The 24,670-nt window shown below is 61.2% G+C and carries 19 protein-coding genes; 6 read left to right on the forward strand and 13 right to left on the reverse strand.

Annotated features, from left to right (window positions below):
• Positions 1-67: 67 nt before the first annotated feature.
• The gene (gene pdxR / locus PQQ96_RS10375) at positions 68-1,594 is read left to right on the forward strand and encodes a MocR-like pyridoxine biosynthesis transcription factor PdxR (protein ID WP_408291384.1); all 1,527 of its coding nucleotides are present in this window, start codon (positions 68-70) and stop codon (positions 1,592-1,594) included.
• Positions 1,595-1,718: 124 nt separating this feature from the next.
• Here pdxR and PQQ96_RS10380 read toward each other — a convergent pair whose 3' ends face one another.
• The 6 genes from PQQ96_RS10380 to PQQ96_RS10405 form a co-directional block, all read right to left on the reverse strand.
• A complete protein-coding gene (locus PQQ96_RS10380; RefSeq protein ID WP_408291386.1) occupies positions 1,719-3,407 on the reverse strand; it encodes a long-chain-fatty-acid--CoA ligase in 1,689 nt (562 codons plus the stop codon).
• Positions 3,408-3,802: 395 nt separating this feature from the next.
• Entirely contained in the window at positions 3,803-4,798 is a 996-nt protein-coding gene (locus PQQ96_RS10385) for a putative outer membrane beta-barrel protein (protein WP_408291388.1), read from the reverse strand.
• A 359-nt stretch (positions 4,799-5,157) separates the two neighbouring features.
• Positions 5,158-5,487 (reverse strand): TfoX/Sxy family protein, encoded by a 330-nt coding sequence (locus tag PQQ96_RS10390; protein ID WP_408291390.1) that lies wholly within the window; start codon positions 5,485-5,487, stop codon positions 5,158-5,160.
• Positions 5,488-5,493: 6 nt separating this feature from the next.
• The gene (locus tag PQQ96_RS10395; RefSeq protein WP_408291392.1) at positions 5,494-5,907 is read right to left on the reverse strand and encodes an LIC_13387 family protein; all 414 of its coding nucleotides are present in this window, start codon (positions 5,905-5,907) and stop codon (positions 5,494-5,496) included.
• 198 nt (positions 5,908-6,105) lie between these two features.
• The gene (ppnP, locus tag PQQ96_RS10400) at positions 6,106-6,426 is read right to left on the reverse strand and encodes a pyrimidine/purine nucleoside phosphorylase (protein WP_201073701.1); all 321 of its coding nucleotides are present in this window, start codon (positions 6,424-6,426) and stop codon (positions 6,106-6,108) included.
• A 192-nt stretch (positions 6,427-6,618) separates the two neighbouring features.
• On the reverse strand, positions 6,619-7,359 hold the full coding sequence (locus tag PQQ96_RS10405; protein ID WP_408291459.1) for a hypothetical protein: 741 nt from the start codon (positions 7,357-7,359) through the stop codon (positions 6,619-6,621).
• A 251-nt stretch (positions 7,360-7,610) separates the two neighbouring features.
• On the opposite strand from PQQ96_RS10405, the gene PQQ96_RS10410 reads away from it, so the two are divergent.
• A complete protein-coding gene (locus PQQ96_RS10410) occupies positions 7,611-8,246 on the forward strand; it encodes a cytochrome b (RefSeq protein ID WP_408291394.1) in 636 nt (211 codons plus the stop codon).
• Positions 8,247-8,279: 33 nt separating this feature from the next.
• On the opposite strand, the gene PQQ96_RS10415 is transcribed toward PQQ96_RS10410, so the two are convergent.
• From PQQ96_RS10415 to PQQ96_RS10445, 7 genes are all read right to left on the reverse strand, one after another.
• Positions 8,280-11,333, reverse strand: coding sequence for an efflux RND transporter permease subunit (locus PQQ96_RS10415; RefSeq protein ID WP_408291396.1), 3,054 nt, complete (start codon positions 11,331-11,333; stop codon positions 8,280-8,282).
• Positions 11,334-11,345: 12 nt separating this feature from the next.
• Complete coding sequence (locus tag PQQ96_RS10420) at positions 11,346-12,497, reverse strand: efflux RND transporter periplasmic adaptor subunit (protein WP_408291398.1); 1,152 nt, start codon at positions 12,495-12,497, stop codon at positions 11,346-11,348.
• 115 nt (positions 12,498-12,612) lie between these two features.
• Positions 12,613-14,118 (reverse strand): efflux transporter outer membrane subunit, encoded by a 1,506-nt coding sequence (locus PQQ96_RS10425; protein ID WP_408291400.1) that lies wholly within the window; start codon positions 14,116-14,118, stop codon positions 12,613-12,615.
• A 358-nt stretch (positions 14,119-14,476) separates the two neighbouring features.
• Positions 14,477-15,922 (reverse strand): MFS transporter, encoded by a 1,446-nt coding sequence (locus tag PQQ96_RS10430; RefSeq protein WP_408291401.1) that lies wholly within the window; start codon positions 15,920-15,922, stop codon positions 14,477-14,479.
• Positions 15,923-15,936: 14 nt separating this feature from the next.
• Positions 15,937-17,064, reverse strand: a complete 1,128-nt coding sequence (gene psrA, locus PQQ96_RS10435; RefSeq protein WP_408291403.1) for an iron-containing alcohol dehydrogenase PsrA — start codon at positions 17,062-17,064, stop codon at positions 15,937-15,939.
• Entirely contained in the window at positions 17,061-17,936 is an 876-nt protein-coding gene (phnX, locus tag PQQ96_RS10440; protein WP_408291405.1) for a phosphonoacetaldehyde hydrolase, read from the reverse strand. The genes psrA and phnX overlap by 4 nt, the downstream gene beginning before the upstream one ends.
• 167 nt (positions 17,937-18,103) lie before the next feature.
• A complete protein-coding gene (locus tag PQQ96_RS10445; RefSeq protein WP_408291407.1) occupies positions 18,104-18,979 on the reverse strand; it encodes a LysR substrate-binding domain-containing protein in 876 nt (291 codons plus the stop codon).
• 279 nt (positions 18,980-19,258) lie between these two features.
• On the opposite strand from PQQ96_RS10445, the gene PQQ96_RS10450 reads away from it, so the two are divergent.
• The 4 genes from PQQ96_RS10450 (at position 19,259) to PQQ96_RS10465 (ending at position 24,609) form a co-directional block, all read left to right on the forward strand.
• Positions 19,259-21,544, forward strand: a complete 2,286-nt coding sequence (locus PQQ96_RS10450; protein ID WP_408291409.1) for an alkaline phosphatase family protein — start codon at positions 19,259-19,261, stop codon at positions 21,542-21,544.
• Between the two features lies 1 nt (position 21,545).
• Positions 21,546-21,863: a hypothetical protein gene (locus PQQ96_RS10455; RefSeq protein ID WP_408291411.1), complete on the forward strand. Its 318-nt coding sequence runs from the start codon at positions 21,546-21,548 to the stop codon at positions 21,861-21,863.
• Positions 21,864-21,918: 55 nt separating this feature from the next.
• On the forward strand, positions 21,919-24,090 hold the full coding sequence (locus PQQ96_RS10460) for a phosphocholine-specific phospholipase C (RefSeq protein ID WP_408291413.1): 2,172 nt from the start codon (positions 21,919-21,921) through the stop codon (positions 24,088-24,090).
• A 78-nt stretch (positions 24,091-24,168) separates the two neighbouring features.
• Positions 24,169-24,609: a GNAT family N-acetyltransferase gene (locus tag PQQ96_RS10465; protein ID WP_408291415.1), complete on the forward strand. Its 441-nt coding sequence runs from the start codon at positions 24,169-24,171 to the stop codon at positions 24,607-24,609.
• The last annotated feature ends 61 nt before the right edge of the window (positions 24,610-24,670 follow it).

Raw genomic sequence — 24,670 nt, forward strand, 5'->3', positions numbered from 1 at the left:
GCTGTTAATGGTCGTGAAAAAGGTCCATTATTGCGAAATTGATTGAGCCAATTTGCAAGAGGTGACGATGCGCCGGGCCGAACAGATCGAACTTGCACTGGCGCCGCGGCCGCACGGTACGTCGCTGCAACGCTGGCTATATGACGAACTGCGCTCGGCGATCTTGACGGGCCGGTTGTCGCCCGGTGCACGCCTGCCGTCGTCGCGCGATCTCGCGGCGCGATTTGCTCTGTCACGCGGAACGGTACTGAGCGTGTTTTCGCAACTCGACGCGGAAGGGTATCTGACGGGCGCCATCGGACGCGGCAGTTTCGTCACGCCGGAACTGCCGGACCGACGGTTCGATAGCAGCGATCGGGTGTCGATCAAGAAGTACGACGGACGGTCAAGCGCGCATGACCGCAATGACGATAACGATGGCGCTGCGCGAGCACGTGACATTGCACTCTCGACCAGAGGCCGTCTGCTTGCGCGAACCCCTTTTCAGGTGAGCGGCCGCGGGAGTCCGGCACGGGCTTTTCGTGCCAGCCAACCTGATCTTGATGCGTTTCCATTTGAACTGTGGGCACGGCTGGCGGCAAAACGCGCGCGCCGCACACGACGAGATCTGCTCGGCGACGGTGAGGCGCAAGGTTATCTGCCGCTGCGCGAGGCGATCGCCGGGTATGTGGGCATGTCGCGCGGTATTACCTGTACGGCGGATAACGTCGTGGTGCTGGGCAGTGTCCAGCAGGCTATCGATCTGGGCGCGCGTCTGCTGCTTGATCCGGGCGACGCCGCATGGATCGAGGATCCGGGCTATCCCGGGGCGCGCTTCGCGCTCGAAGCTGCGGGCGCCCGGGTTGTCGGCGTGCCTGTTGATGCGGGCGGTGTTGACGTGGAATGGGCGCGGCGGCACGTCGCTGACGCGCGTCTCGCCTATGTCACGGCTGGGCGGCAAGCGCCACTGGGACCGCCGCTCGCGCTTGAACGGCGGTTGTCGCTGCTCGAATGGGCGCGGGATCGAGGCGCTGTCATCATCGAAGACGACTACGACAGCGAATACCGCTTCGAGGGCAATCCGCTGGCCGCAATGAAGAGCCTCGACCACGATGGACACGTAATCTACTGCGGCACGTTCAGCAAAGTGATGTTTCCGGCGCTGCGGACCGCGTATGCGATTCTGCCCGACCGGTTGGTCGATCCGTTCGTGGCCGCGTTGTCGTTGACGACGCGGCATGTTTCACTGGATCAGCAGTCGGTGCTGCATGAGTTCATCGCAGACGGTCATTTTGGCCGGCACATCCGGCGTATGCGGATGCTGTACGGCGAGCGTGCCGAAGCGCTGAAGATGGCCGCCGACCGACATCTTTCCGGACTGCTGACAGTTCCACGAATCATCGCGGGACTCGATGCAGCGGCCTTCTTCCCACCCGGCATAGACGATGCCGAGATGGCGCGCCGTGCGGCGCGCGAGGGCATCGAGACACGACCGCTGTCGCTCTACGCGATCGACCGCGCGGCGCCGCCTGGGCTGGTGCTGGGATTTGCGTCTATCGGCAGCGACGTAATCGAGTCGGCGGTGATCGCGCTTGCGAGGGCGTTGGTGCGTTGATTGTTGTGAGCCGGCTGCGTTGTCGTTAGCGTGAGCCGGGGCTGTCGGCGAGGCCGACAAGTACGCGGCGACGTTCAGCGCGCAGAACGCCCACCCAGCGCGGTACCCCTCGTGTCGGCATCGGTTAGCCAGCAAGCGAGGGAGACGCATTTTCCCGCTCCTGCAGCAGTCGCCATTGGACCTTTCCGCTACCTGTCCGGGGCAGCGCAGGGACGAATTCGACGATCCGGGGTACCTTGTACGAAGCCATATGCTCGTGTGCCCATTCAATAATCTGCTTGGCTGACACATCGGCGCCGGCGCGTACGACCACGAATGCCTTCACGGCCTGACCACTGCGGGTTTCGCGTACTGCAACGACGCAGGCTTCCTGAATCGCAGGATGTCCAAACAGCACAGTCTCGACTTCCGCAGGCGATACCTTATAACCGGACACATTAATCATTCGTTTTAGCCGGTCGACGAAAAAGAAATATCCGTCCTCGTCGATGTAGCCGAGGTCGCCGGTGCGCAGATAACGTGTCCCGTCCACCTCGACGAAGGCATCGCGCGTGGCATCGGTGCGTCCCCAGTAACCCTTGAACACCTGCGGGCCACTGATCAGAATCTCGCCCGTTACCTGCGGGCCGAGTACTTCGAGCGTGCTGGGGTCGACCACGATTGATTCGGTATCCTGTATCGGTATGCCAAGACACTGCAGCTTGCAGCGCTGCGGCGGATTGATGTGAGTCGCCGAGATGGTCTCGGACAACCCATAGCCCTCCATATAGGGGACCCCGAAACGGGTATCAATGCGCTCTGCCAATGCCTTCGGCATGGCGGCGCCACCGCCGGCCAGGCGTTCGATGGAGCGCAAGTCGAAACGATCAAGATCGGGCAAGCTCATGAAGTCAATCATCATGGTCGATATTGCAATCCAGAACCCGACGCGATAGCGCTCGATCAGTAGAGCGGCACAGCGACTGTCCCAGCGTGTCATCACAACCATGCTCGAGCCAAGGGAGATCGCCACATTCATGGATTGCTGCATGCCGGTGACATGAAACAGCGGCATTGCGCACAAGACGACCGAGTCAGGCGACAAATCACACCATTGCAGCGAGGCCGCGACGACGTGCGCTGCACTGCGATTGGTGTGCATGCATCCTTTCGGGGCCGCGGTGGTGCCTGACGTGTAGGGAATCACGGCGAGGTCCTCGGGCGATGCGACATACGGCGACGGCTGCTCAGCGGCCGCAAGGGCCGCGCGCCAGCGCACGGTTTTCGGCGCGTTAGCCGCGGAGAACTCGGGGTAGACTTCGAGGTTGGGGACGGCCTCGGTCACCACGGCCGGTAGCGGCAGGTTGGTGCCGTCAGCAAGATAGTCGGCATAGCGCGCCACGATCGCATGGCTCAGCGCGTTGCCGAGAAGGGGCCGTGCATTCTCGTAGATCTCCTCACCGAGCAGAATGACCTTGGCACCACAATCCTCAATAATGTGCCGGAGTTCGGCGGTCGTGTTCATCGGATTAACCGGCACAACCACGGCATTGGCTCGCAGGATTGCGTAGTAGCCGATGACGTATTGCGGGCTGTTTTGTATATACATCGCAACGCGATCGCCACCCACGACACCGCATTGACGCTGCAGAAAGCCTGCCAGCGCCTCTACTTCGTGCCGCAATTGTGCGTAACTCAATGCTCCGCCGTAGTAGTGAAGCGCGATCTTTGCGGGATATCGGCAGGCAGAGGTTTCGAGGTTTTCGTACAGCGAAGGCTGTGGCGAAGACAGATGATGCGCAAGGCCTTCGGGCCAGTATGGCGAATTGTTCACGGCTGACTCCTTCCTATATGGCCCGCTCCGGTTCTCTTCAACGGTCGATGCCGTTAAGGCGGCGCCTTTGCCGCAGCATCTGTTTTGTATGACGAGTCAAACCGGGGGCGTTGTAACGCTTCATTTGTGCGGTCAGTTCCGCATTAAGCTTAGTACGCCGGAGACTCTCCATGCGCCACAGTGTCGGCGTTGGCGGCGGGCTTGCGAGCGTATGGCAGGGAAGGCGGCATCAGGCGGAAACGACGATCAGCAACGCGATTGTCATATGAATGACAGGCCGGGCATGCGTGCTGATCGGCTCGGTGCATGAAAGGCGGTAGCCAAGTCCGTTATCTAAGCGTGTTACGGACGTCGGCGAATCGGTGAATGGCCGCTTACGCGAAAGCTGAAGTGGTCTAAAAGCGATAGCCAATACCGCCCAGATAGATGTCGCTATCCTTGTTATAGCTCGTCATCACGCGATTCCACGACACCCGCGCGGTCCAATGTCTTGTGACGTTATAGGCGGCTGACATCGTCAGCAACAGCGAGAGCTTTCCGCCGGTATCCGTGCCGTCCTTGACGCGATGCGTATCGAGCGCGTAGTAAGGGCCGGCGCCCACCCCCAGGTTCAGGCGGTCGTTAAAGAAGCTACGGCGCAACCATATCTGCGCCGCTGCCCCGGAGCGCGTGTCGAGCGGCGTATGACCTTCATTGATCCAGCTAATCGTTCCGTCGATGTACCGCCCAAAGCCATGGCGGTATTCGAAGCCATACGCGAATGCACCAGGCGACCGGAGGCTGTTGACTTCGGTCCAGCCCGCCATCGCGGTAATCTCGTTGCCGGTCGGCACGCTGTCGCTCGTGCCGCCGGCGAGCGAGCCGTGCCCCTTCGGCGCATCGAGTTCGTAGCCAATGCCGAACATCGCGCTGAGGGTGTTATAGCTGCGCGGTGCGAGAATTTCGTTGAGACGAAACTGATAGAACAGACGCTCGTCGGTAAACCATGTTGCCGACAGACTGAAGATTGGCCCCCAGCCATGACTGTCGATGTACGGCTTGTTGTCGACGGAGGCGATCGTGTCGAAGTAGTTGTAGACACCTACGCCCGCTGCAAGCGAGAGCCGCCGATCGAAAAACAATCCGCGCCGCCAGTATTGCAAGGCGAGGCCATCGCGATGATTGTCCTGAACGTGGCCTTCGTTAAGCCATGAGTAGCTGAGCGCATCGTGTTCGTCGAGCGCCTGCAAGTAGGTGAAGCCCCACGCGTAAGCCGATTCTCCGGGACGATCCGCACGCAACACGCCTCCGAGCACCGACAATTCCTGCGCATGGGCTGTACTGACGAACGCGATGCAGCCTAACGTTGCGAACCATCTTGACGCGCGAGCAAACCGGAGTTGCATCTGCATAGCTTATCTTTCGCTTCAACGAAGTACCGGGACCCTGAAGCAACGCTCGAAGTTGCCTGAAACAACAATCTGGGCCGAGTATATCGTTGAAAATATGACAAATAAGACGCACGTTGACTACGCCGTAACCACTCGTAATCTGGCGTACGCAGTCGCAGTGACGCATCGGAGAGCGAGGGGCCTCGGGGCGCGGTTGTGACGCGGATGCGCTGGTATTTACGCGGAATATTCCGTCATAAACCGGGGTAATGGCATGCGGATAGAAAGCGACTGCGCATCACTATGGGGGAGGACGGCGGCCACGGGAAGGTGAACCTGTGTCACATTGAAACCCGCGACAAGCGACGCTAAGCGTCACATTATTTCGTGGGCAAGAATCTGACGAAGGTGAGCGCCGAATCCAGCAATTTCCGGCGTAGCACGTCATTTCCGTACACTTGCGGGGCGACGCGCACCCAGCCGTGCATTTGCCTGCCGCGCGAGACCATTGGAACGATACCCGTGATTTGCAGCGCCCAACCGTCGTTGCCTTTGCCCAGGCGCACTAACATTCCGTCATCACGGGCGCCGCACACGAGGTTGCCATTGACGAGCCATGCCCACCCGCCGAACATCGCTTTCTCCCTGAGATCTGGCTCAGACCGCAGTTCGTCGCTCAGTATCTCTTCCAGACCTCTATCGCGCGTCACGATGTTTTAGACCCGTGATAGTGCAATGCTGGCGACATAGCACGCCAAAGAAATGCAGATGCCTGTGAAAGGCGCACTGAACCAATAAACCTTGCCGAGCACGGCATAACCACCCAGCATGGCCAACCCGACAACGAGCAGGAACGGTGACCGAAACAGGAGTTGGGCGTGAGCCAATGCGAGAAAGCCGAAAATCAGGCCGAACAGAATTGCCCCCATGCTATGGCTGACATTGAAGCCCACCCAAGCCCGCCACATGGTTGTTTGTTTCGTAATGACGGGTGAAATCTGGCTCATGCTGATTTGCAGCGCGGGGTCACGGGGCGTGAGCTTAGGTCCCCAGAACGTATAGACCAGGTGGGCGACGCCGAGCGCAAACATAATGCTCGCACTAAGAACCATGAGAATTCTTGCGGCCAAGATGTTCTCCCAGTTTAGGAAACCTAACGCCTGAATTAAGCGGCGCGTGCTATGCGCATTCGCTTGAATGAATTGTTGGGCGGCATCCAGAATGTCTATTGGATTGCTCGCACGATCAGACTCCAATCAACCAGGTTGGAGTCTTTCATGGACACCAGACAAAGGACGGGCGCCGTGCGCCCGTCTGTCTTTACATCTTTACAGATAGCTGCAGACGTAGTCGAGCGTTTCGATCACGTCGATATCGAAGCGGCTCTTGCCGGGCACCGAGAACGACTCGCCTGCGCCATACGTCTTCCACTCATCGCTGCCTTCAAGGCGGATGCGGCATTGGCCGGCTTGCACTTCCATCAACTCCGGCGCGTCGGTGCCGAAGTTGAGCGCGCCGGGCAGGATCACGCCAAGTGTCTTGCGCGTGCCGTCGGCGAACAGAACGGTGTGCGAGACACACTTGCCGTCGAAGTAGACGTTGGCACGTTTGATAACGGAAACCTGATCGAATTGCGTTGCGGCCGTCATGGCGGTCTTCCTCTGAGTCATTGTGAATGGATGCGTTGCGCCACGTAGTGGCAGCGGGCGGTGCGCAATTGGCGCGGACCGCCAGCGCGAGTTTTCGGTCGGGCGCAAGTCTGCCATCATACCAGGCACTCGGCGACGTCAGTCAGTGATCCACGTGCCTGTCAGGGCAATACCGCGGCGTGATCCGGACGATTAGTCAACCGGGCGCCACCGGCCAGAATCCGGGCACACCGTGACCTGTTCGCCGTTTAACCGGACTTGCTCTTCGTCCAGTTGCAACGAGGTCGAAGGGGCGACGTCGAAGGCAACCTTCAGTGCGTGCCCAACGTGAGCATCTTCGATGGGAAGCTCCCACGTCAGGAATATCTGGACGTAATCCTGGTCCGTCGCGAAGTCGGCTGCATTAAAACCGCTGCTGTGGCGCTGAATGACGCCATGAGGCTGGCCAGTATCGAAGATCACAGCCGTTCCCCGGGTCAATGGAATGCGATGACCCAAAGAGGGGAAATGCAAGTCCAGACCCCTGTCCTCGCTCAGGAAGAGATTGCAAAAGGCCGCGCCGCCATATTGCGCACCGTCATGGTGGTACCTCGCGCCGCGGCAGGCCATGAGGGCGACGTCACTGGAAGCAAGCACGGCGGGCAGTCCCAGCGCGCCCGTCCAATCGGACACGGCCTGCACGCAGCGCGTGTAGTCCGGCCAGCGCGCCCGCGCTCGTGCCAGGGGCATGGCCTCGACGTCCCCGGACTCCAGGACCATGTTCGACGATATCTCCCTTTCCCAATCCGCAAGCAGACGTACAGGGGGCACAGGCACATCGAGCGTGCCGATGAGCACGATGTCGCTCACACGTCGGCTGCGGATGGCGTCGCCACTCCAGAAATAGGACGTCAGCATGTCTGGCACGCGATGCGGTTGAGGGGAGGAATTCATGCGGATCATTGTAGCGATTCCCAAAGATCACCTCGGCGCAAGCCCGCTGAAAGGCACGCAAAGACGTTTGTAAATGAAAGTGATTGTCATTTGCATTGTTATTGACGGGCCTATGCACGATAGGTACGATGCGCTGCAGCATGAAGAGTGGGTGTGCCGACGCTGAGCGCGGCCAGTGCCCGCCGAACAACAAGCAATGCGCGCAACGCGCATCGGCGGTTCGAAACGGCGTAACGACTTTGGACTTGGACATGTCTGTGAACGGGATGCCGCGAGCGGCAACGCAGGGCTGTGATCATGCAAGCGAGCCGCGCGCCGCGTCCGCGCAGACCGGTCGGCTTGGCGCGCGTGACACCTACCCGCCGAAGCGCGAGCGTGCCCTCGATCGCTACGATGGCCTCACGCGATTTTTTCATTGGGTCTTCGCCGCGGTCATTATTTATACGAGCGTCGCGGGCTACATGCTGGCCCGGATGGGTGGCGGCGCGGTACACGACTTTCTGTCGCAACTGAATATGTCGATCGCGACGGTACTGATCGTGCTCTTTCCGCTACGGGTAATCTGGAAGTTCGTCCGGGTCGAGCCTCGCGCGCTGCCCGATACATCCGCGTGGCAGCGTTTGCTGGCAAGCGGCGTCCACAGTCTGATTTACGTCACGATCTTTGCCGTGCTGGCGAGCGGCTTTCTGATGGTCCCGAATGGCTATTCGTTCTTCGGCCTGATCGAGATTCACACGCCTTTCCCGAAAGGCGCGCTGACCGACGAACTCTTCACCGTGCACCGTGCAAGTTGCGCGCTGCTGGCTGGCTTGGTCGCGTTGCACGTGCTCGCGGTCATCAAACACCAGTTGATCGCGCATAACAACGTGCTGCGAAGAATGCTGTGAGCAGGGTCTGCCTGGGCTTTCCCGCCCCCTTGACTAACCGGCTCCCGGCGCTCTCGCTTCGTGATGGTGATCGGCGGCGAGGAACATATACATCGCGGGCACCACGAACAATGTAAAGAGGGTGCCGATCGACAGCCCCGTGAAAATCACGAGCCCCATCGCATTGCGGCCCGCCGCGCCGGCGCCGGACGCGATCACGAGTGGCACGACGCCGAGCACCATGGCCGCGGTCGTCATCAGAATCGGACGCAACCGCACGGCCGCTGCTTCCTCCAGCGCCTCACGCTTCGATTTGCCGGCCCGCTGCAACTCGTTGGCGAACTGGACGATCAGGATGCCATGCTTGCTGACGAGCCCCATCAGCGTGACGAGCCCAACCTGTGTGTAGATGTTCAGCGTCGTCAGGCCGATGTTGATGAAGATGAGCGCACCGAAAAGCGCCATCGGTACCGAGATCAGGATCACGATCGGATCGCGGAAACTTTCGAATTGAGCCGCGAGTGCAAGGAACACGATGATCGTCGCGAACAGCAGTGTGATGACGAAACCACCGGACTCCTGCACGAACTGCCGCGACTGCCCCGAGTAGTCCGCCGAATACCCCGCAGGCGCTACCTGTGCGGTCGCCTTGCGCAGAAAATCGAGCACTTCGCCTTGTGACACGCCGGGTACGATCACGCCCGAGATCGTCGCTGAGTTGAGCTGCTGGAAGTGGTTGATCGACTCCGGCACGACGTTGTGTTCGATATGCGCAATCGTCGAAGCCGGTATGACACTGCCGTCCGGCGTGCGCAGGTAGTAATCGAGCACTTGCGATGGATTCAGGCGGTCAGTCTGCAGCACCTGCGGAATCACTTTGTACGAGCGTCCGGCGATCGAGAAGTAGTTGACATAGCCACCCCCCAGCGCCGAACCGAGCGCTTGCCCGACGTCGCTCTGCGAGAGCCCGAGCGAGGCAACCTTGTCGCGATCGACAATGAGCGTGGCTTCCGGCTTGTCGAGCTTGAGATCGCTGTCGACGAAAAAGAACATCCCGCTTTCTCGCGCTTTCTGCAGGACCGCCTGTGACACCTCGTTGAGATTCTCGAAAGGCTCGGTCGTGCTGATCACGAACTGCACGGGCAGCCCCTGCGAGCCCGGCAGCGGCGGAAACTGGAACGCCGCGACGCGTGCACCGGCAATCTGATTCCATTTCTGCTGCAACTGCTGCTGCAACACGGTCGCACCTTTGCTGCGCTGATCCCATGTCTTGAACAGGACGCCACCGATCCCCTGGTTGAGCGTCGGCGCACCGGTGAGCTGGAACATCTGCGAGTATTCAGGCAACGCTTTGGAGATATCGAATACCTGGTCCGCGTACGTCTGCATCTGCTGGATGGTCGCATTCGGCGGCCCCTGGATCTGCGACAGCACGATGCCCTGGTCTTCCTGCGGCGCCAGCTCCGATTTCGACGTCATGAACAGGTAGACCGCGCCGGCGAGCAGCAGCGCACCCATCACGGTGAACACGGGCCAGGTGTCGAGCGTCGCGTGCAACAGACGGCCGTAGCCACGATGGACGCGTTCGAACTGGCGGTCGACGAAGCGCGCGAAGCGGCCGGACTCCTGATCCGCGCGGAAAAATCGCGAGCACATCATCGGCGACAGCGTCAGCGCGACCACGCCAGACACCGTCACCGCACCGGCGAGCGAGAAGGCGAACTCGGTGAAGAGGGCGCCCGTCAGGCCGCCCTGGAAACCGATCGGCACATAGACGGCGATCAGCACGACGGTCATCGCGAGGATCGGTCCACCGAGTTCGCGCGCGGCGATCAGCGCGGCGTCGAAGGGCGTCTTGCCTTCTTCCTTCATGTGGCGATCGACGTTTTCGACGACGATAATCGCGTCGTCCACGACGAGCCCGATCGCGAGCACCAGCGCCAGCAGTGTCAGCAGATTGATTGAATAGCCGAGCAACTGCATCACGAAGAACGTGCCGACGAGCGACAACGGCATCGCGATCAGCGGAACGATAACGGCGCGGAAGCTGCCGAGAAACAGGAAAATGACCGCGGTGACAATCAGGAGCGCCTCGACCAGCGTCTTGATGACTTCGACGATCGCTGTGTTGACGAAATCGGTCGCGTCATAAACGATGTCTCCCGTCATGCCGGTCGGGAACTGCTTCTGCAGCCCGGGAAAGACGGCTTTGACGCGTTTGGCGACATCGAGAATGTTGGCGTCAGGCGCCACCTTGATACCGATAAACACCGAACGCTTGCCGCTGAACGCGACGTTGAAGTCGTAGCTGTCGGCGCCGAGCACCACGTTCGCGACGTCTTCGAGGCGCACGATCGCGCCGTTCTTCTGTTTCACGACGAGTTGCTTGAAGTCGTTGACGGTGTGCAGATCGGTGCCCGCATTCAGGTCGACGCTGACCATTTGCCCCTTCGTCGTGCCGAGGGTGGCCAGGTAGTTGTTGTTGCCGAGTGCCGTGAAGACGTCGGTCGCCGTCACGCCGTGCGCGGCGAGCTGCGCCGAATCAAGCCACGCACGTAGCGCGAACTGCCGGCCGCCAAGAATTTCGGCCGTCTGCACACCTTCGATCGAATCGAGCTTGGGCTTGACCACGCGTAGCAGATAGTCCGTGACGTTGTTGCTCGGCAGCACGTCGCTGTAAAAACCCATGTACATGGCGTCGGTGGTCTGCCCAACTTGTACCGTCAGCACCGGCTGCTGCGCCTGCGGCGGCAACTGGTTGCGCACGGACTGGATCTGCGTGTTGATCTCAGTCAGCGCGCGGTTCGCGTCATAGTTCAGGCGCAGCGTCGCGGTAATGGTCGACACACCGGTGCTGCTGGTTGACGACAGGTAGTCGATACCTTGCGCCTGGGCGATCGCGGCTTCGAGCGGCTGTGTGATGAAACCGGCGATGGTGTCCGCGTTCGCGCCATAGTAAGCCGTGCTGATCGTCACGACGGCGTTTTCGGTCTGCGGATACTGGCTGACTTTCAGCGCGGCGAGCGAGCGCAGTCCGAGTACGAGAATCAGCAGACTAACGACCGATGCCAGCACGGGCCGCCGGATGAAGAGATCGGTGAATGTCATCGCGCGGTCTCTCTACTGTTCCTGAGGCGTCGGGTTCGGACTGTCCGCGGGCTGGACGCGATTGTCGATGACAAGGGCCGTACCGTTCTTGAGTTTGAGTTGACCGCTTGTCACGACCTGCGTCCCGGCGTCGACACCCTTCAGGATCGCGACCTGATCTCCACGCGTCGGGCCCGGTGTGATGAACACCTGCTGCGCGACGGGTAGCGTCCTGCCTTGCGCATCGCGTTGCGTGCCCGGTTTGACGAGGAACACGGTGGCGCCATAGGGGTTGTAGGTGATGGCCGTTTGCGGCAGCGTCAGATAGCGTTGCTCGGTGCCCGCGTCGATCTTCACGTTGGCATACATGCCCGGCAGCAGCTTGCGCTCGTGGTTGTCCACGCTGGCTTCGACCTGTACGTTGCGGGTGGCGCTGTCGACCTTCGGGCTGATCGACTGGATCTTGCCCACGAACGTTTTCCCGCTATACGCATTGGTGTCGACCACGACGCTCTGGTCGATCGCGAGCTGGCCGAGTTGTTGTTGCGGAAGCGTGAAGTCCGCGTAGATCGGATCGATCGCTTGCAGCGTCACGATGGCATCGCCCGGGTTGAGGTACTGTCCAGGATTGACCGTGGTGATCCCCACGCGCCCCGCGAACGGTGCGCGGATGGTTTTCTTTTCGACCAGCGCGGCCTGTCCCGCGACTTGCGCGGTCTTGCCCTTCAGGTCGGCGGCGTCCGCATCGAGTTGCGCCTTGGCAATCGCCTTGATGTCGTACTGCGCCTGATCGCGCTTGTAGACGGTCTGCGCGAGTTCTGCCGCTGCCTCTAACGAATGGAGCAGCGCCACGTCGGTGTCGTCGTTGAGCCTGACGAGGATCTGGTTGGCCTTCACTTCCTGCCCCGAGCGGAACGCGATTTCGCGCACGAGGCCCGCGACTTCGGTGGTCACGTCCACGCCGCGTACGGCGCGCAGGCTGCCGACCGCTGTGAGCTGCGGCTGCCATGACTGATAGCCGGCGACTACCGCCGAGACGGTCGCGGGCGGCGCCGCATTGCCCGCCATGAACTTGGCGAACATATGCGCGCGGAACAGGTTGAAGCCGACGAGCGCGGCCAGCAGCAGGCCGACACAGATCAGCATGATCAACATCCGCTTCGTCATCGGTTTTCTTTCGTTCATCGTCATGTCCTTGCACGGCATGGGGCGAAGCGCTGGACGTTGCATTCCTTCGTTTCTGACGGCGCGTATTGCAAAGAGCGGTGAAGCGAGTGTCCGGTCCGGCTATGTCATGGCGTCATTGCGGCGTTGCGGCAGCGGCCGACGCAGCGGTGTTCCACCAGCCGCCGCCGAGCGCCTGGAAGAGGGCCGCGGTGTCGGCATAGCGGGATGCCTGCGCCTGAACGAGGCTCACCACCGTTTGCTGATACTGGCGTTGGGCGTCGAGCAGCGACAGGTAACTCACGCCACCGACGCGATATTGCCCGCGCGTCAGCTCAAGTGAGTCGTTTGCGGCCCGCCAGGCCTCTGTCTGCGCTTTCAGGCCGGTCGCGTCGTGATCGAGCGCGCGCAGCGAGTCCGCTACATTCTGGAACGCCAGCAGCACCGTTTCACGGTATTGCGCGTCGGCCTGTTCGTACGCTGCCTCGGCAGCGCGTTTCTGCGCACCCAGTTGCCCGCCGTGAAAGACCGGCTGCAGCAGGCCCGCGCCCAGGCTCCAGATCGTGCTGCCGGCCTTGAATACCTGAACCGGTGTCAGTGCCTCGGCGCCGTAGCTCGCGGACAGCGTGATCTGCGGATACATCGCCGCGGTCGCCACGCCGACTTGCGCGCTGGCCTGATGCAGCGTGGCGTCGGCGGCGAGGATGTCGGGCCGTTGCCGCACCAGCGCCGACGGCAGGCTCACCGGCAGCGCCTCAGGCAACGAAAACATGTCGAGCCTGAATTCAGGCAAGGTGGCGTCGCTGGGCAGTTTGCCGGCCAGCACGGCGAGCTGGTGGCGCACCTGATCGAGCTGTTGTTGCAGGGGCGGCAGCGTCGCGCGGGTCTGCGCCACCAGGGTCTGTTGCGCGAGCACCGTCGTGCGGCCCACGCCGCCCAGCTCGAACTGTTTGCCGAGGACGCCCAGTTGCTCATCTTCTTCCGCTGCGATGCGCTCGGTCGCCTCCACCTGCGCGCGCAGGGAGGCTTCCTTGACGGCTGCGGTCACGATGTTGGCTGACATCGCGAGATAGGCGGCCTGCAACTGGAAGCTTTGGTAATCGACTTGCGCGTGCAGCGCTTCGAGTTCGCGCCGCGTACCGCCGAACACGTCGAGTTTGTACGACACGTTGACCGATGCGTTGTAGAGATTGAACTCATCGACGACGCCGGGCTCGCCGAACGAGATGCCGTTCAATTTTTCGCGGGTGGCGCCGAGTTGCGCGTCGACGCTGGGCAGGAGGGTACCGCCGGCTTGCGCCGTGAAATTCTCACGAGACTGCCGCAATGCGGCGCGCGCCGCGGCGATGTTCGGGCTGTTGACGACGGCCTGATGGATCAGCGTATCGAGTGGTTCGCAATGAAACAGTGTCCACCAGGCAGCGGGAATGTCCTGTGCCGGAACAAAGCGCTGCGGCAAACCGGCGGCGCCCGGCGCGGAGGCTGTCTGCTCGGGCAGCGGCGAAGCAGTGTAGGTGTCGGTAGCTGGCGCTGAAGGCGAATGGTAGTCGGGGCCGACCATGCAGCTGGCCACTGCGGCGCAGCCGCAAAGCGCGACGCACAGGCGCGGCCACCGGACAATACGCTGGTCAACGTCGATCATCGATCCACCTTATACCGCCTTCGTTTGGCTTAAACGAGGGAGCGGACGCGGATATTCAGGTTATCCGAACTTTCGATGTTTCCCGGCCTGCCGCCGGAATGTTTGATGTCGGACGATATCTTTGCGTAGCCTAGCACGGTCGATTGCTGCGCGCTGAACACGAGATCACGTAGTTTAATCCGTTCAATCGTCCTAAGGTTCGGCTGGATCGGAGGGCGGGCCAGGTGACGCTTGAACCCGGCCGCCTGGCCCACCGTGCCTGGTGGCCCAGGTGGGCCAGGTGACGCGGGATCGAAAGCGGTGGACTGTTCGATCCCGTTCGGAAGTAGCAACGCCGGCTGCCAGTTCGTCCAGCGTTTCAGGCTGTCAGCGCGTTTGCCTCAATCGAAGAGGCTGCGCATTCGTCGGCGCTGCCTTCTTCAAGCGACACGTTGCGCGTTTCGCGCCCGCGAAGATACCACAATCCTGCGGCAAGCGGACCGGGCAAGGCGAGCACCAACAATGCAATCAAAGCGGAAGAGGGCGTGCCGACTGTCGCGTAAAGACTGGTGAGCATCAACGGTGCGATGACCGCGCCGAGACGGCCAACGGCGACAGAGACACCCAGACCCGTTGCGCGGATCCGCGTGGGAAGAATCTCCGATGAAACAACGTACCCGGAAATGTAGGCCCATGTCACGCCGAACTGGATCAGGCAGTACCCCATCACCATTCCAGACAACGTGTGCATTGCATAGATGAAGACGATTGCGGCGACCGTGAACGTGTAGCTAACGAACAGTGAGGCCCTGCGTCCCCACGCTTCGACAAGCACGGCGGCGGTGATGCCACCGGCGAGCGCGGCAGCGTTTCCATACATGTAGTAGAGCGGCATGTCAGTTGACGGCACCTTCATATAAGGAAGAATGACAAGCGCCATCAGCGACAGTACGCCATACACGACCGCGGCCTGGGAAAAATTGAGTGCACTGGCCAAAGCAGTGCGCAAGCGATAGGTTCCGAAAAGCTCGCGGATGTTGCGCCAGAATGTCGGCGGGTTACTGGTGAAGCGCGTCTTCGCATACTGGCGTCCCAGCATCGTACGATCTTGCGCGGAGAGGTTGCCGCGTGCCGCGCTTTCCGTGATGGTCCTGACAATCGCCTCTGCCTCCGCGACGCGGCCTTGCTGCAGTAGCCAGCGCGGCGATTCCGGAATGACGCGTCGAATCCAGAAGAAAATCAGCGCCATCGTGGTCCCGAAGCCGAATCCAACGCGCCAGGAAATCTCCGCCGGCAGATGATTCAGAACAAGGTATGAAATCGCCGCGGAGAGAAGCGCGCCAACGGGAAACCCGGAGAGAATCAGCGAGTCGGTTCTGCCGCGATGCCGCTTGGGAATGAATTCGCCCATCGTGGCAGTGACCGCGGAGTACTCCCCGCCAACCGCCAGTGCGGTCATCGCGCGGAAAAACAGGAAGGAGTCAAAGTTCCAGGAAAAGACCGTCGCGACGCTGAATAGCGCGTACCACAGCAACGTCGCGAGAAACAGGCGCTTTCGGCCGAACCGATCGGCCAGATAGCCGAATGCGATAGCCCCAATCAGCATGCCGAACACCCATATGCTGATGGCAAGTGAACCTTGAGCGGCGCTGAGATGCCATTGCGACTTCAGTACGCCGAATACGCTGCCGATGATGTTGGTTTCGAACGAGTCCAACGCCCAGCCCACGCCGAGCGCGACCAGCATCACCGTGTGAAAGCGGGTCCACGGCAGGTTGTCGAGCCGGCTAAGCGCATCGGTTTCGATAGTGTGTGAGGTGTTCATGACGGATGCCTCTTTCATTGCAATGCGGCTTGAGCCTGCCGCGGTACGAAATCGAAGTGCGGGAAGCGCTCGCGCGTCCCGATGAAATTGCGACCGCGAGCACCCGCGAAGGCTTCTTCGACGATCTGTTGCCATTCACCTGCGTCGATGCCATACGAAGCCGGATCGCTGCCGACACCGAGTGATTCGAGCAAAGCGACAAGCTGAGCTGGTGCCGTTTCCGTGTCGCCGAAAATTTCGGCGAGCGCGGCATCGCAGGCGGCGTCGGCACCCAGCGCTGCCTGCATGACGGCGGGCAGACAGAACGAGCAGGCGATGCCGTGCGACACGCCGCGCGACAACGTGATCGCATAGGAGATGTTGTGCGCCAACGCCGTGCGGGTGTTCGAGAAGGCGAGCCCCGCGCGCAGGGCGCCGAGGGCCATGTCGCTGCGTGCGTCGAGGTCGGTGGGATTCGCATTGACTCTGTGCAAGCCGGTGATCAACTCGCGTGCGGCGTGGATGGCAAGGCCTCGCGTGACCGGGTTGGCGTGGACATTCCAGATGCTTTCGAGGGCGTGCGACAGGGCATCCAGACCACTCGCGATGGTCGGTTGCACGGGCAGGCCGATCATCAGGCGCGGATCCACGATGACCGCTTCCGGGTAGAGATCATCGCGCGACAGCGACAGCTTGCGGTCATTGTCAGGATCCCAGATCGTCGCCCAGCTTGTGACCTCACTTCCGGTCCCTGCGGTAGTCGGAATGGCGATGATCGGCAGCGCGCGCCGGCTGGCTGCATCGCCATGGTGGAGATACGACAGGACACGGTCGAAGTCGCCATGTTCAGCGGCGAGCACTTTGGTCGAGTCCATGACCGACCCGCCACCCAGCGCGACCAGCACGTCCGGCTTGCGTGGCATGGCATCGAGCCGCTCACACGCAAGCCTGAGCATCGACACGGAAGGGTTCGCTTCGACCGTATCGATTCGCAACAGCGCCGGGCCGACGATGCCCTCGATGCGCTCGGCGATGTCGCCGAATACAGCGTTGGGGTAAGTCACCAGCACGTAACTGCGGCCAGCCAGCTCGGTTTCGATTTTGGCCAGCGAGTCCACACCAAAGCAGATGCGTACCGGATTGTGAAAGTGCCAGTCGCTCATGCTGCCTCTCCCGCTGCAAGCGAGGCCTCGATCTGGTCGATGACGTGCGGAAGATCGCCGATGCTGTCGATGACGAAGTGAGCGCCAGTCTCAAGCAGCCTGGCGCGTACTGTCTCGAGTCGCTCATCGCGTTCTGCGCGGGACAGCGCCTGCCATTCCAGAAGCGACAGGCCCATTTCGTTACCGGTCGCGGCAATCCCCACGGTCCACATACCTGCGGCAAGACCGGCTTCCAGGCCAGTGGGACTATCGTCTACGACGACGCAACTTTGCACATGGGCTGCGCCAAGCGCGAGGGCATTGGCAAGGCACATGTCCGGCCAGGGACGGCCACGCGCCACGTCGCTGACGGTGCAGCAGAAGTCCGGCTCATAGCCGTGGCCGGCTGCGATTGGCAACAGGTTTTGCATCACCTCGCGGGGATAGCCGGTGGTGCTGCCGATGGCGATGCCGCGGGCACGCAGCACATCCATTGTTTCGAGCGCGCCGGGAATCAGCGCGCTGTGACGGGCCACATTTTTCTCGTCGAGCAGCAGGAACCCGGTGTATAGCGCGTCGATATCCTGCTCTGAAGACGACCGGCCGTACTGTGCCATCCAGCGCGCCTGCACGGTCGGCATGGCCAGAATCATCGCAATGTGCTCGCGCTTCGCGGCGCCCATGGGCAGACGGGCTTCTTCGACGGAAATCGGTACTTGGGCCTCGGCGAAAACGTGACAGAACGCTTCAACCGGCGCGATACAACCAAAATCGAGGACGGTGCCTGCCCAGTCAAAAATCGCCGTGGTGATGGGGCCGCGCCATGCACGGCGCGGCGCGATGCTGCGGGAGAACGTGGATGCGCCGTGGGACATGTCGGCTGTGGGATTCATGCTCGCACCTCGAGTTGTAGAGTGTGAGCGACAGGTTAGGCGTGACCCGTGACAGGTCGATGATCGAAATACCCGTTGTTAATCCATGGATTGAACGGAAAAATCGTTAGATTCGCCGGACAGCGTGACGACCGCCTGAGGCGCCGCCATGGCGAAAAACCGCCAGATTACTTTTTGAAAGGCCGACAACGCTCAACGGCGGTGAAAAACGACGAAACCAGCCGGCTGTCGCGCCGTTCGCTGAGACAGCACACATGAATGTGCGTCTCGACCGGCTCGCCTTCGATTCGAAGCGGGCGTAGCCTTTCATCGGGGATGTACTCCGCCTGCGATACCGTGCCGACGCCCAGGCCGCGCGCAACCGCTTCGCGTAGCGCCTCGCGACTGCCGATGTCCATTGCAACTCGCGGCTTGAGGCTCGCTGCATCCATCGCGTCTTCAAGCGCGCGGCGTGTGGTCGAACCTGGCTCACGCATGAGAAGTGGTTCTTCCGCCAACTCGTTCAGCGTGACTGAATCGCGTCGTGCAAAAGCATGGGTCGCCGCAACGAAGGCGATCACGGGAAAGCTCGCGTACGGCTGCGTAAAGTAGCGCGCGTCTTCGAAAGCGCGAGCGACCACGCCGACATCGCAGTCGTACTGGTCAAGATTGCGTAGCACTTCTTCCGAATTGCCGAGCGTGACAGACAGATGCATGCGCGGATGGATCGCGTGATAAGCCTCGATCATTTCGGTGACGTGAAACGGACCCACCGCACCGATCTTGAGCGTGCCACGCTGCAGTACGCCACTATCGTGCAACAGCGAGATCGCGTCGGTTTCGCAGCCGCTGATGCGCCGCGCAATCGGTAGAAATTCAACGCCTAGCGCGGTGAGTTCCACCCGGCGTCCACGCCGATGGAACAACTCCACGCCGTGGTCTTGCTCCAGGGTCTGGATCTGCGAAGTGATGGTTGTCTGGCTCATGGAAAGCGCCCGCGCCGCCGCGGTGAAACCACCGTGCTGCGCCACGGCGATAAAGGTTCGAATCTGAGTGAGTGTCATGGCCGTTCAACGAAAAATCCGTTCAAATTGTCGAGAATGATCGAATTTTTCAATATACGGTCGTAATGTGACAAACCTGATTCAGGCGACTGATCTGGCTGCGGGTTGGCCTGGTGCGAAACGCACGCGTCACTGAAATTGTGTGGGCGTCCTGGTTGAAGTTCACACGAAAATTTCGGCAGTTCGCGCGAATTCAACTGGTAAATCCGTCATTTCGACGTCGTGCGCTGTCCCTATTCTTTCCTCGCGTTTCCCCACTCCAGAAAAAAAGGCGCGAGCATGCGAGTAGACAGATATGGTTTCACTCCCTCTAAAGGCCGAGCTGTACCGTGGTGCCGGCCTCACGCCGCGAAGGGTTCCGGCGCAACACCTCCCGGTGGTCATCGCACCAGCACACCGGGTCCGCTGCAGAGCCTGACCCGTTTCGTGGGTTTGATCGCGCTGGCTGTCGCCACGGCGGGGACGCTGACCGCCTGCAACGGCACTCAGACGGCGAGTTCTCCCGCCGGAAACACGCAAGCGAATGGATCGCCTGCTACGGGCAGTAGTCAGGCCGCTGCACCTGTCGTCAACCGCGCGCTCGTTATCGATCTCGATGGTGCGACCTACGGTGCATTGAAGGCCGGGATCGCCGCCGGCACCTTGCCGAACCTCGCGAAGCTGCAGATACAGCTTGCATACAGTGGTGGCGTGGCGGGAACGCTCAGTCAGCAGCCGACGTTCGACACGCCGGGATGGGCAACGCTGCTGACCGGCACGTGGGCGCCGCGTCATCAGGTCATGTCGGACGCGCCTCGGCAAACACCGCACAGTGAAAGCGTGTTTCATATGACCAAGGCGTCAAGCACCGGCCTGAACGGTGTTGCGGTTGCATCCAGCGGACTGGCCCAATTACTTTCGACGGATCACAGCGCCGGCTACCTGGACACGCTGACAGACTGCTCCGGAAGTGCTACGGCCTCCGACTGCGTGACAAGCCATGCAGTCCAGATGATTGATAGCGGCTATACGACGATATTCGCGCAGTATCACGCGGCGCAGGATGCCGCGGTCGATTACGGACTCGGGGCGTCGCAGTACGCGAACACGTTGACGCAGTTGGACCAATCCGTTGGCACGCTCGTGGCCGAGACGGCGAAAGACACGAAAAGTCAGTGGCTTGTCGTGGTGACGGGCAATCACGGACTGAGTGCGAACAGCCAGGACGACGGGTTGCCGCTCGCGCCTGAGTCGACCACCTTTATCGGCATGAACCAGAGCACCAACAACGGGACCGGTTTCAACGGCGCCGTGGCGCCCACGACGCTCAGCGCACTCTACGCATCCCCCAGCATTGCGGATGTGACGCCGACACTGCTCGCTTACCTGAACGAAGTGCCGGCAGCCATCAGTTATGCGATGGACGGCAGCGAACTGCTCAGCGCGCAGCCGGTGTCACAACTGCTCACCACCGTCAATAACAACAACTCGTCCAGTGCGAGCGTGGTGCTGAACTGGACGGCTCCGGCAAGTGGCGCGATTACCGTGTTGCGTGACGGCAAGGTGATTGCCGCGAATCTGCCCTCAGGAACGACAACCTACACTGATACCCAGCTTGCGCAGGAACTGACGGCACAGGGAAGTTACCTGCTGAGCTATACGGTGCAGGCGGGCGCGACGGCGAGCCCGGCGCTACGGTCAACGCTCGTGCAGGTGTCGTTCGTGCCGCCGGTGCCTCTTGCAACCACGCTCACAAACGGCCTTACCGTCTACTACCCGTTCGGCAGTGCGTTGCCGGCGGTCGACCAGCTCGGCCACAGCGCGCTGGGACCGTACGCAGCCGACCTGCCCGCCGCGGCCGGTTCGGTCATCGCGGGGCCGCTTGGCAGCGACGATAGTCTGCTCGTGGATACCAACTATGTCGATAGCAACGGCTTCGAGGGTTACAAGCTGACGCCGGCATCCGGATTCGACGTCTCACAGGGAACGGCGCCCCAGTTCACGATCGGCTTCTGGTTCAAGGTGCAGTCGTGCATCGCGACGAGCGACGTGCCAGTTTTCTCCAACAAGAACTATGTCAGCGGTGGCAACGCGGGCGTTGCGATCGGCCTGTTCGCCAGTAGCACTGCCAATCAATGCGGCATTGCCTTCAACATCGGCTCGGGTAGCGGCGTACGTGCGGATGGTCCGACGAGTCCGTACACGCAGATCAGCGTGGGTCAGTGGGTGTACATCGCGCTCTCAGTCGATGGTGTGGCGAAGACGATGAGCATGTATGCATTGGACCCGGTGCTCGGCAAATCGGAAGTTCTCGCCAAGTCGACCGGCTCGGTGGATCCGAGCAAGCTGTCGCCGTTTGGCCAATGGGGCGTGGGCGAAGACGGGACCGGCACGTATCTGATGAACAAATGCGGCAGCACTGTGACGCCGCCTTATACGGCCGGCAAATGTGCCACCGCGCCGACCTATCAGGAGATGTTCGGCGAACTGGCCATGTGGAATCGTGCGCTGACTCAGTCCGAAGTGGAGTCCATATTCCTGTCGCAGAAGCCGCTGTCCACGCTGCTGCCCAATCAAGGGGGTTGAAATGAACACGCTCTTTCTGCTCAAGCGGCATTGCGGCGGCGCGAGGCGCGGTGTGGTGGCAACCGCCGTAGTCGCCTTCGGCGCGTGTCTGATGATATCCGGCTGTGGTGACGGCGGGTCGAGCAATCCGGCGTCCGCAGCCTCGAACGGTCAGCCGTCCAAACAGGCGGTGGACGGGAGCACGGCACCGTTGGGCGCGGGCGGGGCCGCCAGCGCGGTGCCCATCGTGCTGATGCCGGCGTCCGGTCCATGTGCGGCGTCGGGCACGACCGCACTGCAATCGCCGCTACTGAACTCGCAGATCGACTGCGCGCCTTGAGGCAGGGCCAGGACAGCCTTGACACCTCGACGACCCACTTCACTTCGAATCCACCATGATAAGAATGAATCGCCGCAAATTCCTGCACGCCGCCGCAGCCGGCGCCGCGCTCAGCGCATTTCCGCCGGCTATCCAGCGCGCGCTAGCCATCCCGGCAAATAACGCGACCGGCACCATCAACGATGTGGAGCACGTCGTCATCTTCATGCAGGAGAACCGGTCGTTCGACCACTACTTCGGTACCTTGCCGGGCGTGCGAGGGTACAGCGACCGCTTCACGATTCCGATGGCCTCCGGCAATCCCGTCTGGATCCAGCAGGGAACATCGGGCACCGTTCAGCCGTATCACCTGGATCCTGCCCTGGGGAACGGACTCTACGTGGGCGGCGTGCACTCCTGGAGCGATCAGCAGGCCGCATGGGACGGCGGACGCATGTCGGCCTGGCCGAAGGCGAAGAGCATTGCCGCGTCGATGGGTTATCTGGAGCCGCCTGACCTGTCCTTTCACTCGGCGCTTGCCAATGCGTTTACGCTTTGCGATGCGTACCATACGTCGACGCATACCGGCACGTTCCCGAATCGCATCTTCCTCTGGAGCGGCACGAACGGCTCGAATGTCGTCGGCCACTCGGTGACCAGCAACACCAGTTGGGGTTACACCGTTTCAGGCAACACCATCGGCTCGTCGAGCACGGGCCTGCCGTGGACCACGTATCCGGAGCGTCTGCAAGCAGCAGGCGTCACCTGGAAGGTCTATCAAAACCCGACTAATAACAGCAATAACAATCAGCTAGGCGCGTTCGCGAGCTACCGTGCAGCGGTTGAGACCATGGTAACGAAGGGCTATACCGTCAACACGCCATACTCGTCATCGGTCATGGACCCGATTTCGCCGCTACTCAAGGGCGTTGGCAACACCATGCCGGACGGCGGTTACTTGCAGGCTTTCGCGGATGACATCGCGGCCGGCACACTGCCGCAGGTCAGTTGGATCGTAGCGCCTGCGGCTTACAGTGAACATCCGATCTCGTCCATTCCGAACCAGGGTGCCTGGTATATCCAGACGCTGCTCGACATGCTCACGGCTAACCCGGACATCTGGAGCCGGACAGTCCTGCTCATCCCGTACGATGAAAACGACTGTTTCTTCGATCACGCTCCGCCGCCCGATCCGCCGTGGCGCAATAGCGACGGTACCTACCTCGGTAAGTCCACCGTCGACATCTCGAGCGAGTTTTTCACGATGCCGCACCTGCCGTTCGACGCCGACTCGACCCTGCCGGACGGGCGGCCCTTCGGCGCGGCGGCACGCGTGCCGATGCTGATCGTTTCACCGTGGAGCGCCGGTGGTTGGGTCAATTCGCAGGTGTTTGATCACACGTCAACGCTGCGCTTCCTCGAGCAGCGATTCGGGGTCGTCGAAGAGAACATCAGTCCGTGGCGCCGCTCGGTATTCGGCGATCTCACCTCGTGTTTCAACTTCAGCAGTCCAAACAGCGCTACGCCGACACTGGTCGCCGCGCCGACCAAAGCGCAGGCTGACGCGACCTATTCGCAGCAGCAAGGCGCGGCCGCGGTACCTGTACCCACGGTAGGATCGGTGCCGTTGCCCACGCAGCAATTGATGTCGCGTCCTTCGCGTGCGTTGCCGTACCGGCTGCATACCAGTTCGAACGTCGACACGTCAGACGGCCTACTGTGGTTGACATTCAGCAACACCGGAACCCAAGGTGCGGTATTCCACGTCTACGACAGGTTGAACCTGGCGAGCTATCCACGTCGCTACACGGTAGAAGCGGGTAAGGGGATCTCTGATTCATGGAACCTCGCCGCCAATTCACCGGCAGGTCAGTACAGCCTGTGGGTGTTGGGTCCCAATGGATATCACCGGTTATTCGAGGGAAATGTTGCGACGGCAGCAAGCGGGCCGAACCCGGAAGTACGCGTCTGCTATGACCACAACAACAACGCCGTCTACCTGACGATCATGAATGCCGGTAACGCGCCGGCGTCCGTCACCGTCACATCCAACGCTTATCGGAGCGACGGTCCATGGGTCTATTCGGTTGCCGCCGGGATGCAGGTGGAACCGTACTGGACGCTTTCGCAATCGGGCGGTTGGTATGATTTTACGGTCAGCGCCGCGGGGCAGTTCGTGCGGCGATTTGCCGGGCGTCTTGAAACAGGCCAGGATGGCACTAGCGATCCGGCGGTGGGTGTTACCTAACGCCTGATTCGTCGAAGCCGGTCTTTACGTCACGGTCGGTATCAAGGTGCAATTTCCCAACGAGGACGCAATACAGCTATGGCTGAAAATAACGACAACGGCTTGGACATCCGCAGGCTTTCCCCGGCAGAATGGGCGCTAGCTTTTCCTGTCATCGCGCAATTGCGCTCGCTTGATGAGGCCGAATTTCTGAAAAGGGCGAGGCGGCAATCGCATTCCGGCTACGAGCTTGTCGGCGCCTTTCAGGGCAGCAGGCTTATCGGCGGGATGGGGATGCGGCCCGTCCACACGTTGGCGCGCGGGGCACACTTGCACATCGATGACCTCGTCGTCGATGCGGCAACACGAGGGAGCGGTGCGGGACGCGCCTTGATGGACTATGCGGAAGCCGACGCGCGTGCTCGCGATATGACCGCGGTGTTTCTCGACGCGCGGCCGGATGCCGTTCCTTTCTATGAACGACAGAGTTACGTGTTGCACCCCGCGCCGTCGATGAAAAAAGTTCTTTCAACCTCGTAGCAGCAATGAAGTCTTTGTCGCATCGCGAAGATGAAAACTACCCACAGAACGGAGCGCCAGG

This window comes from Paraburkholderia sediminicola (assembly GCF_046027825.1).
GTDB classification, from domain to species: domain Bacteria; phylum Pseudomonadota; class Gammaproteobacteria; order Burkholderiales; family Burkholderiaceae; genus Paraburkholderia; species Paraburkholderia sediminicola_D.

Coding starts and splice junctions, on each gene's coding strand:
- pdxR (WP_408291384.1), top strand. CDS start 68: ATGCGCCGGGCCGAACAGATCGAACTTGCACTGGCGCCGCGGCCGCAC.
- PQQ96_RS10385 (WP_408291388.1), bottom strand. CDS start 4,798: ATGCAGATGCAACTCCGGTTTGCTCGCGCGTCAAGATGGTTCGCAACG.
- ppnP (WP_201073701.1), bottom strand. CDS start 6,426: ATGACGGCCGCAACGCAATTCGATCAGGTTTCCGTTATCAAACGTGCC.
- PQQ96_RS10405 (WP_408291459.1), bottom strand. CDS start 7,359: ATGAATTCCTCCCCTCAACCGCATCGCGTGCCAGACATGCTGACGTCC.
- PQQ96_RS10410 (WP_408291394.1), top strand. CDS start 7,611: ATGTCTGTGAACGGGATGCCGCGAGCGGCAACGCAGGGCTGTGATCAT.
- PQQ96_RS10415 (WP_408291396.1), bottom strand. CDS start 11,333: ATGACATTCACCGATCTCTTCATCCGGCGGCCCGTGCTGGCATCGGTC.
- PQQ96_RS10420 (WP_408291398.1), bottom strand. CDS start 12,497: ATGAACGAAAGAAAACCGATGACGAAGCGGATGTTGATCATGCTGATC.
- PQQ96_RS10425 (WP_408291400.1), bottom strand. CDS start 14,118: ATGATCGACGTTGACCAGCGTATTGTCCGGTGGCCGCGCCTGTGCGTC.
- PQQ96_RS10430 (WP_408291401.1), bottom strand. CDS start 15,922: ATGAACACCTCACACACTATCGAAACCGATGCGCTTAGCCGGCTCGAC.
- psrA (WP_408291403.1), bottom strand. CDS start 17,064: ATGAGCGACTGGCACTTTCACAATCCGGTACGCATCTGCTTTGGTGTG.
- phnX (WP_408291405.1), bottom strand. CDS start 17,936: ATGAATCCCACAGCCGACATGTCCCACGGCGCATCCACGTTCTCCCGC.
- PQQ96_RS10445 (WP_408291407.1), bottom strand. CDS start 18,979: ATGACACTCACTCAGATTCGAACCTTTATCGCCGTGGCGCAGCACGGT.
- PQQ96_RS10450 (WP_408291409.1), top strand. CDS start 19,259: ATGCGAGTAGACAGATATGGTTTCACTCCCTCTAAAGGCCGAGCTGTA.
- PQQ96_RS10455 (WP_408291411.1), top strand. CDS start 21,546: ATGAACACGCTCTTTCTGCTCAAGCGGCATTGCGGCGGCGCGAGGCGC.
- PQQ96_RS10460 (WP_408291413.1), top strand. CDS start 21,919: ATGATAAGAATGAATCGCCGCAAATTCCTGCACGCCGCCGCAGCCGGC.
- PQQ96_RS10465 (WP_408291415.1), top strand. CDS start 24,169: ATGGCTGAAAATAACGACAACGGCTTGGACATCCGCAGGCTTTCCCCG.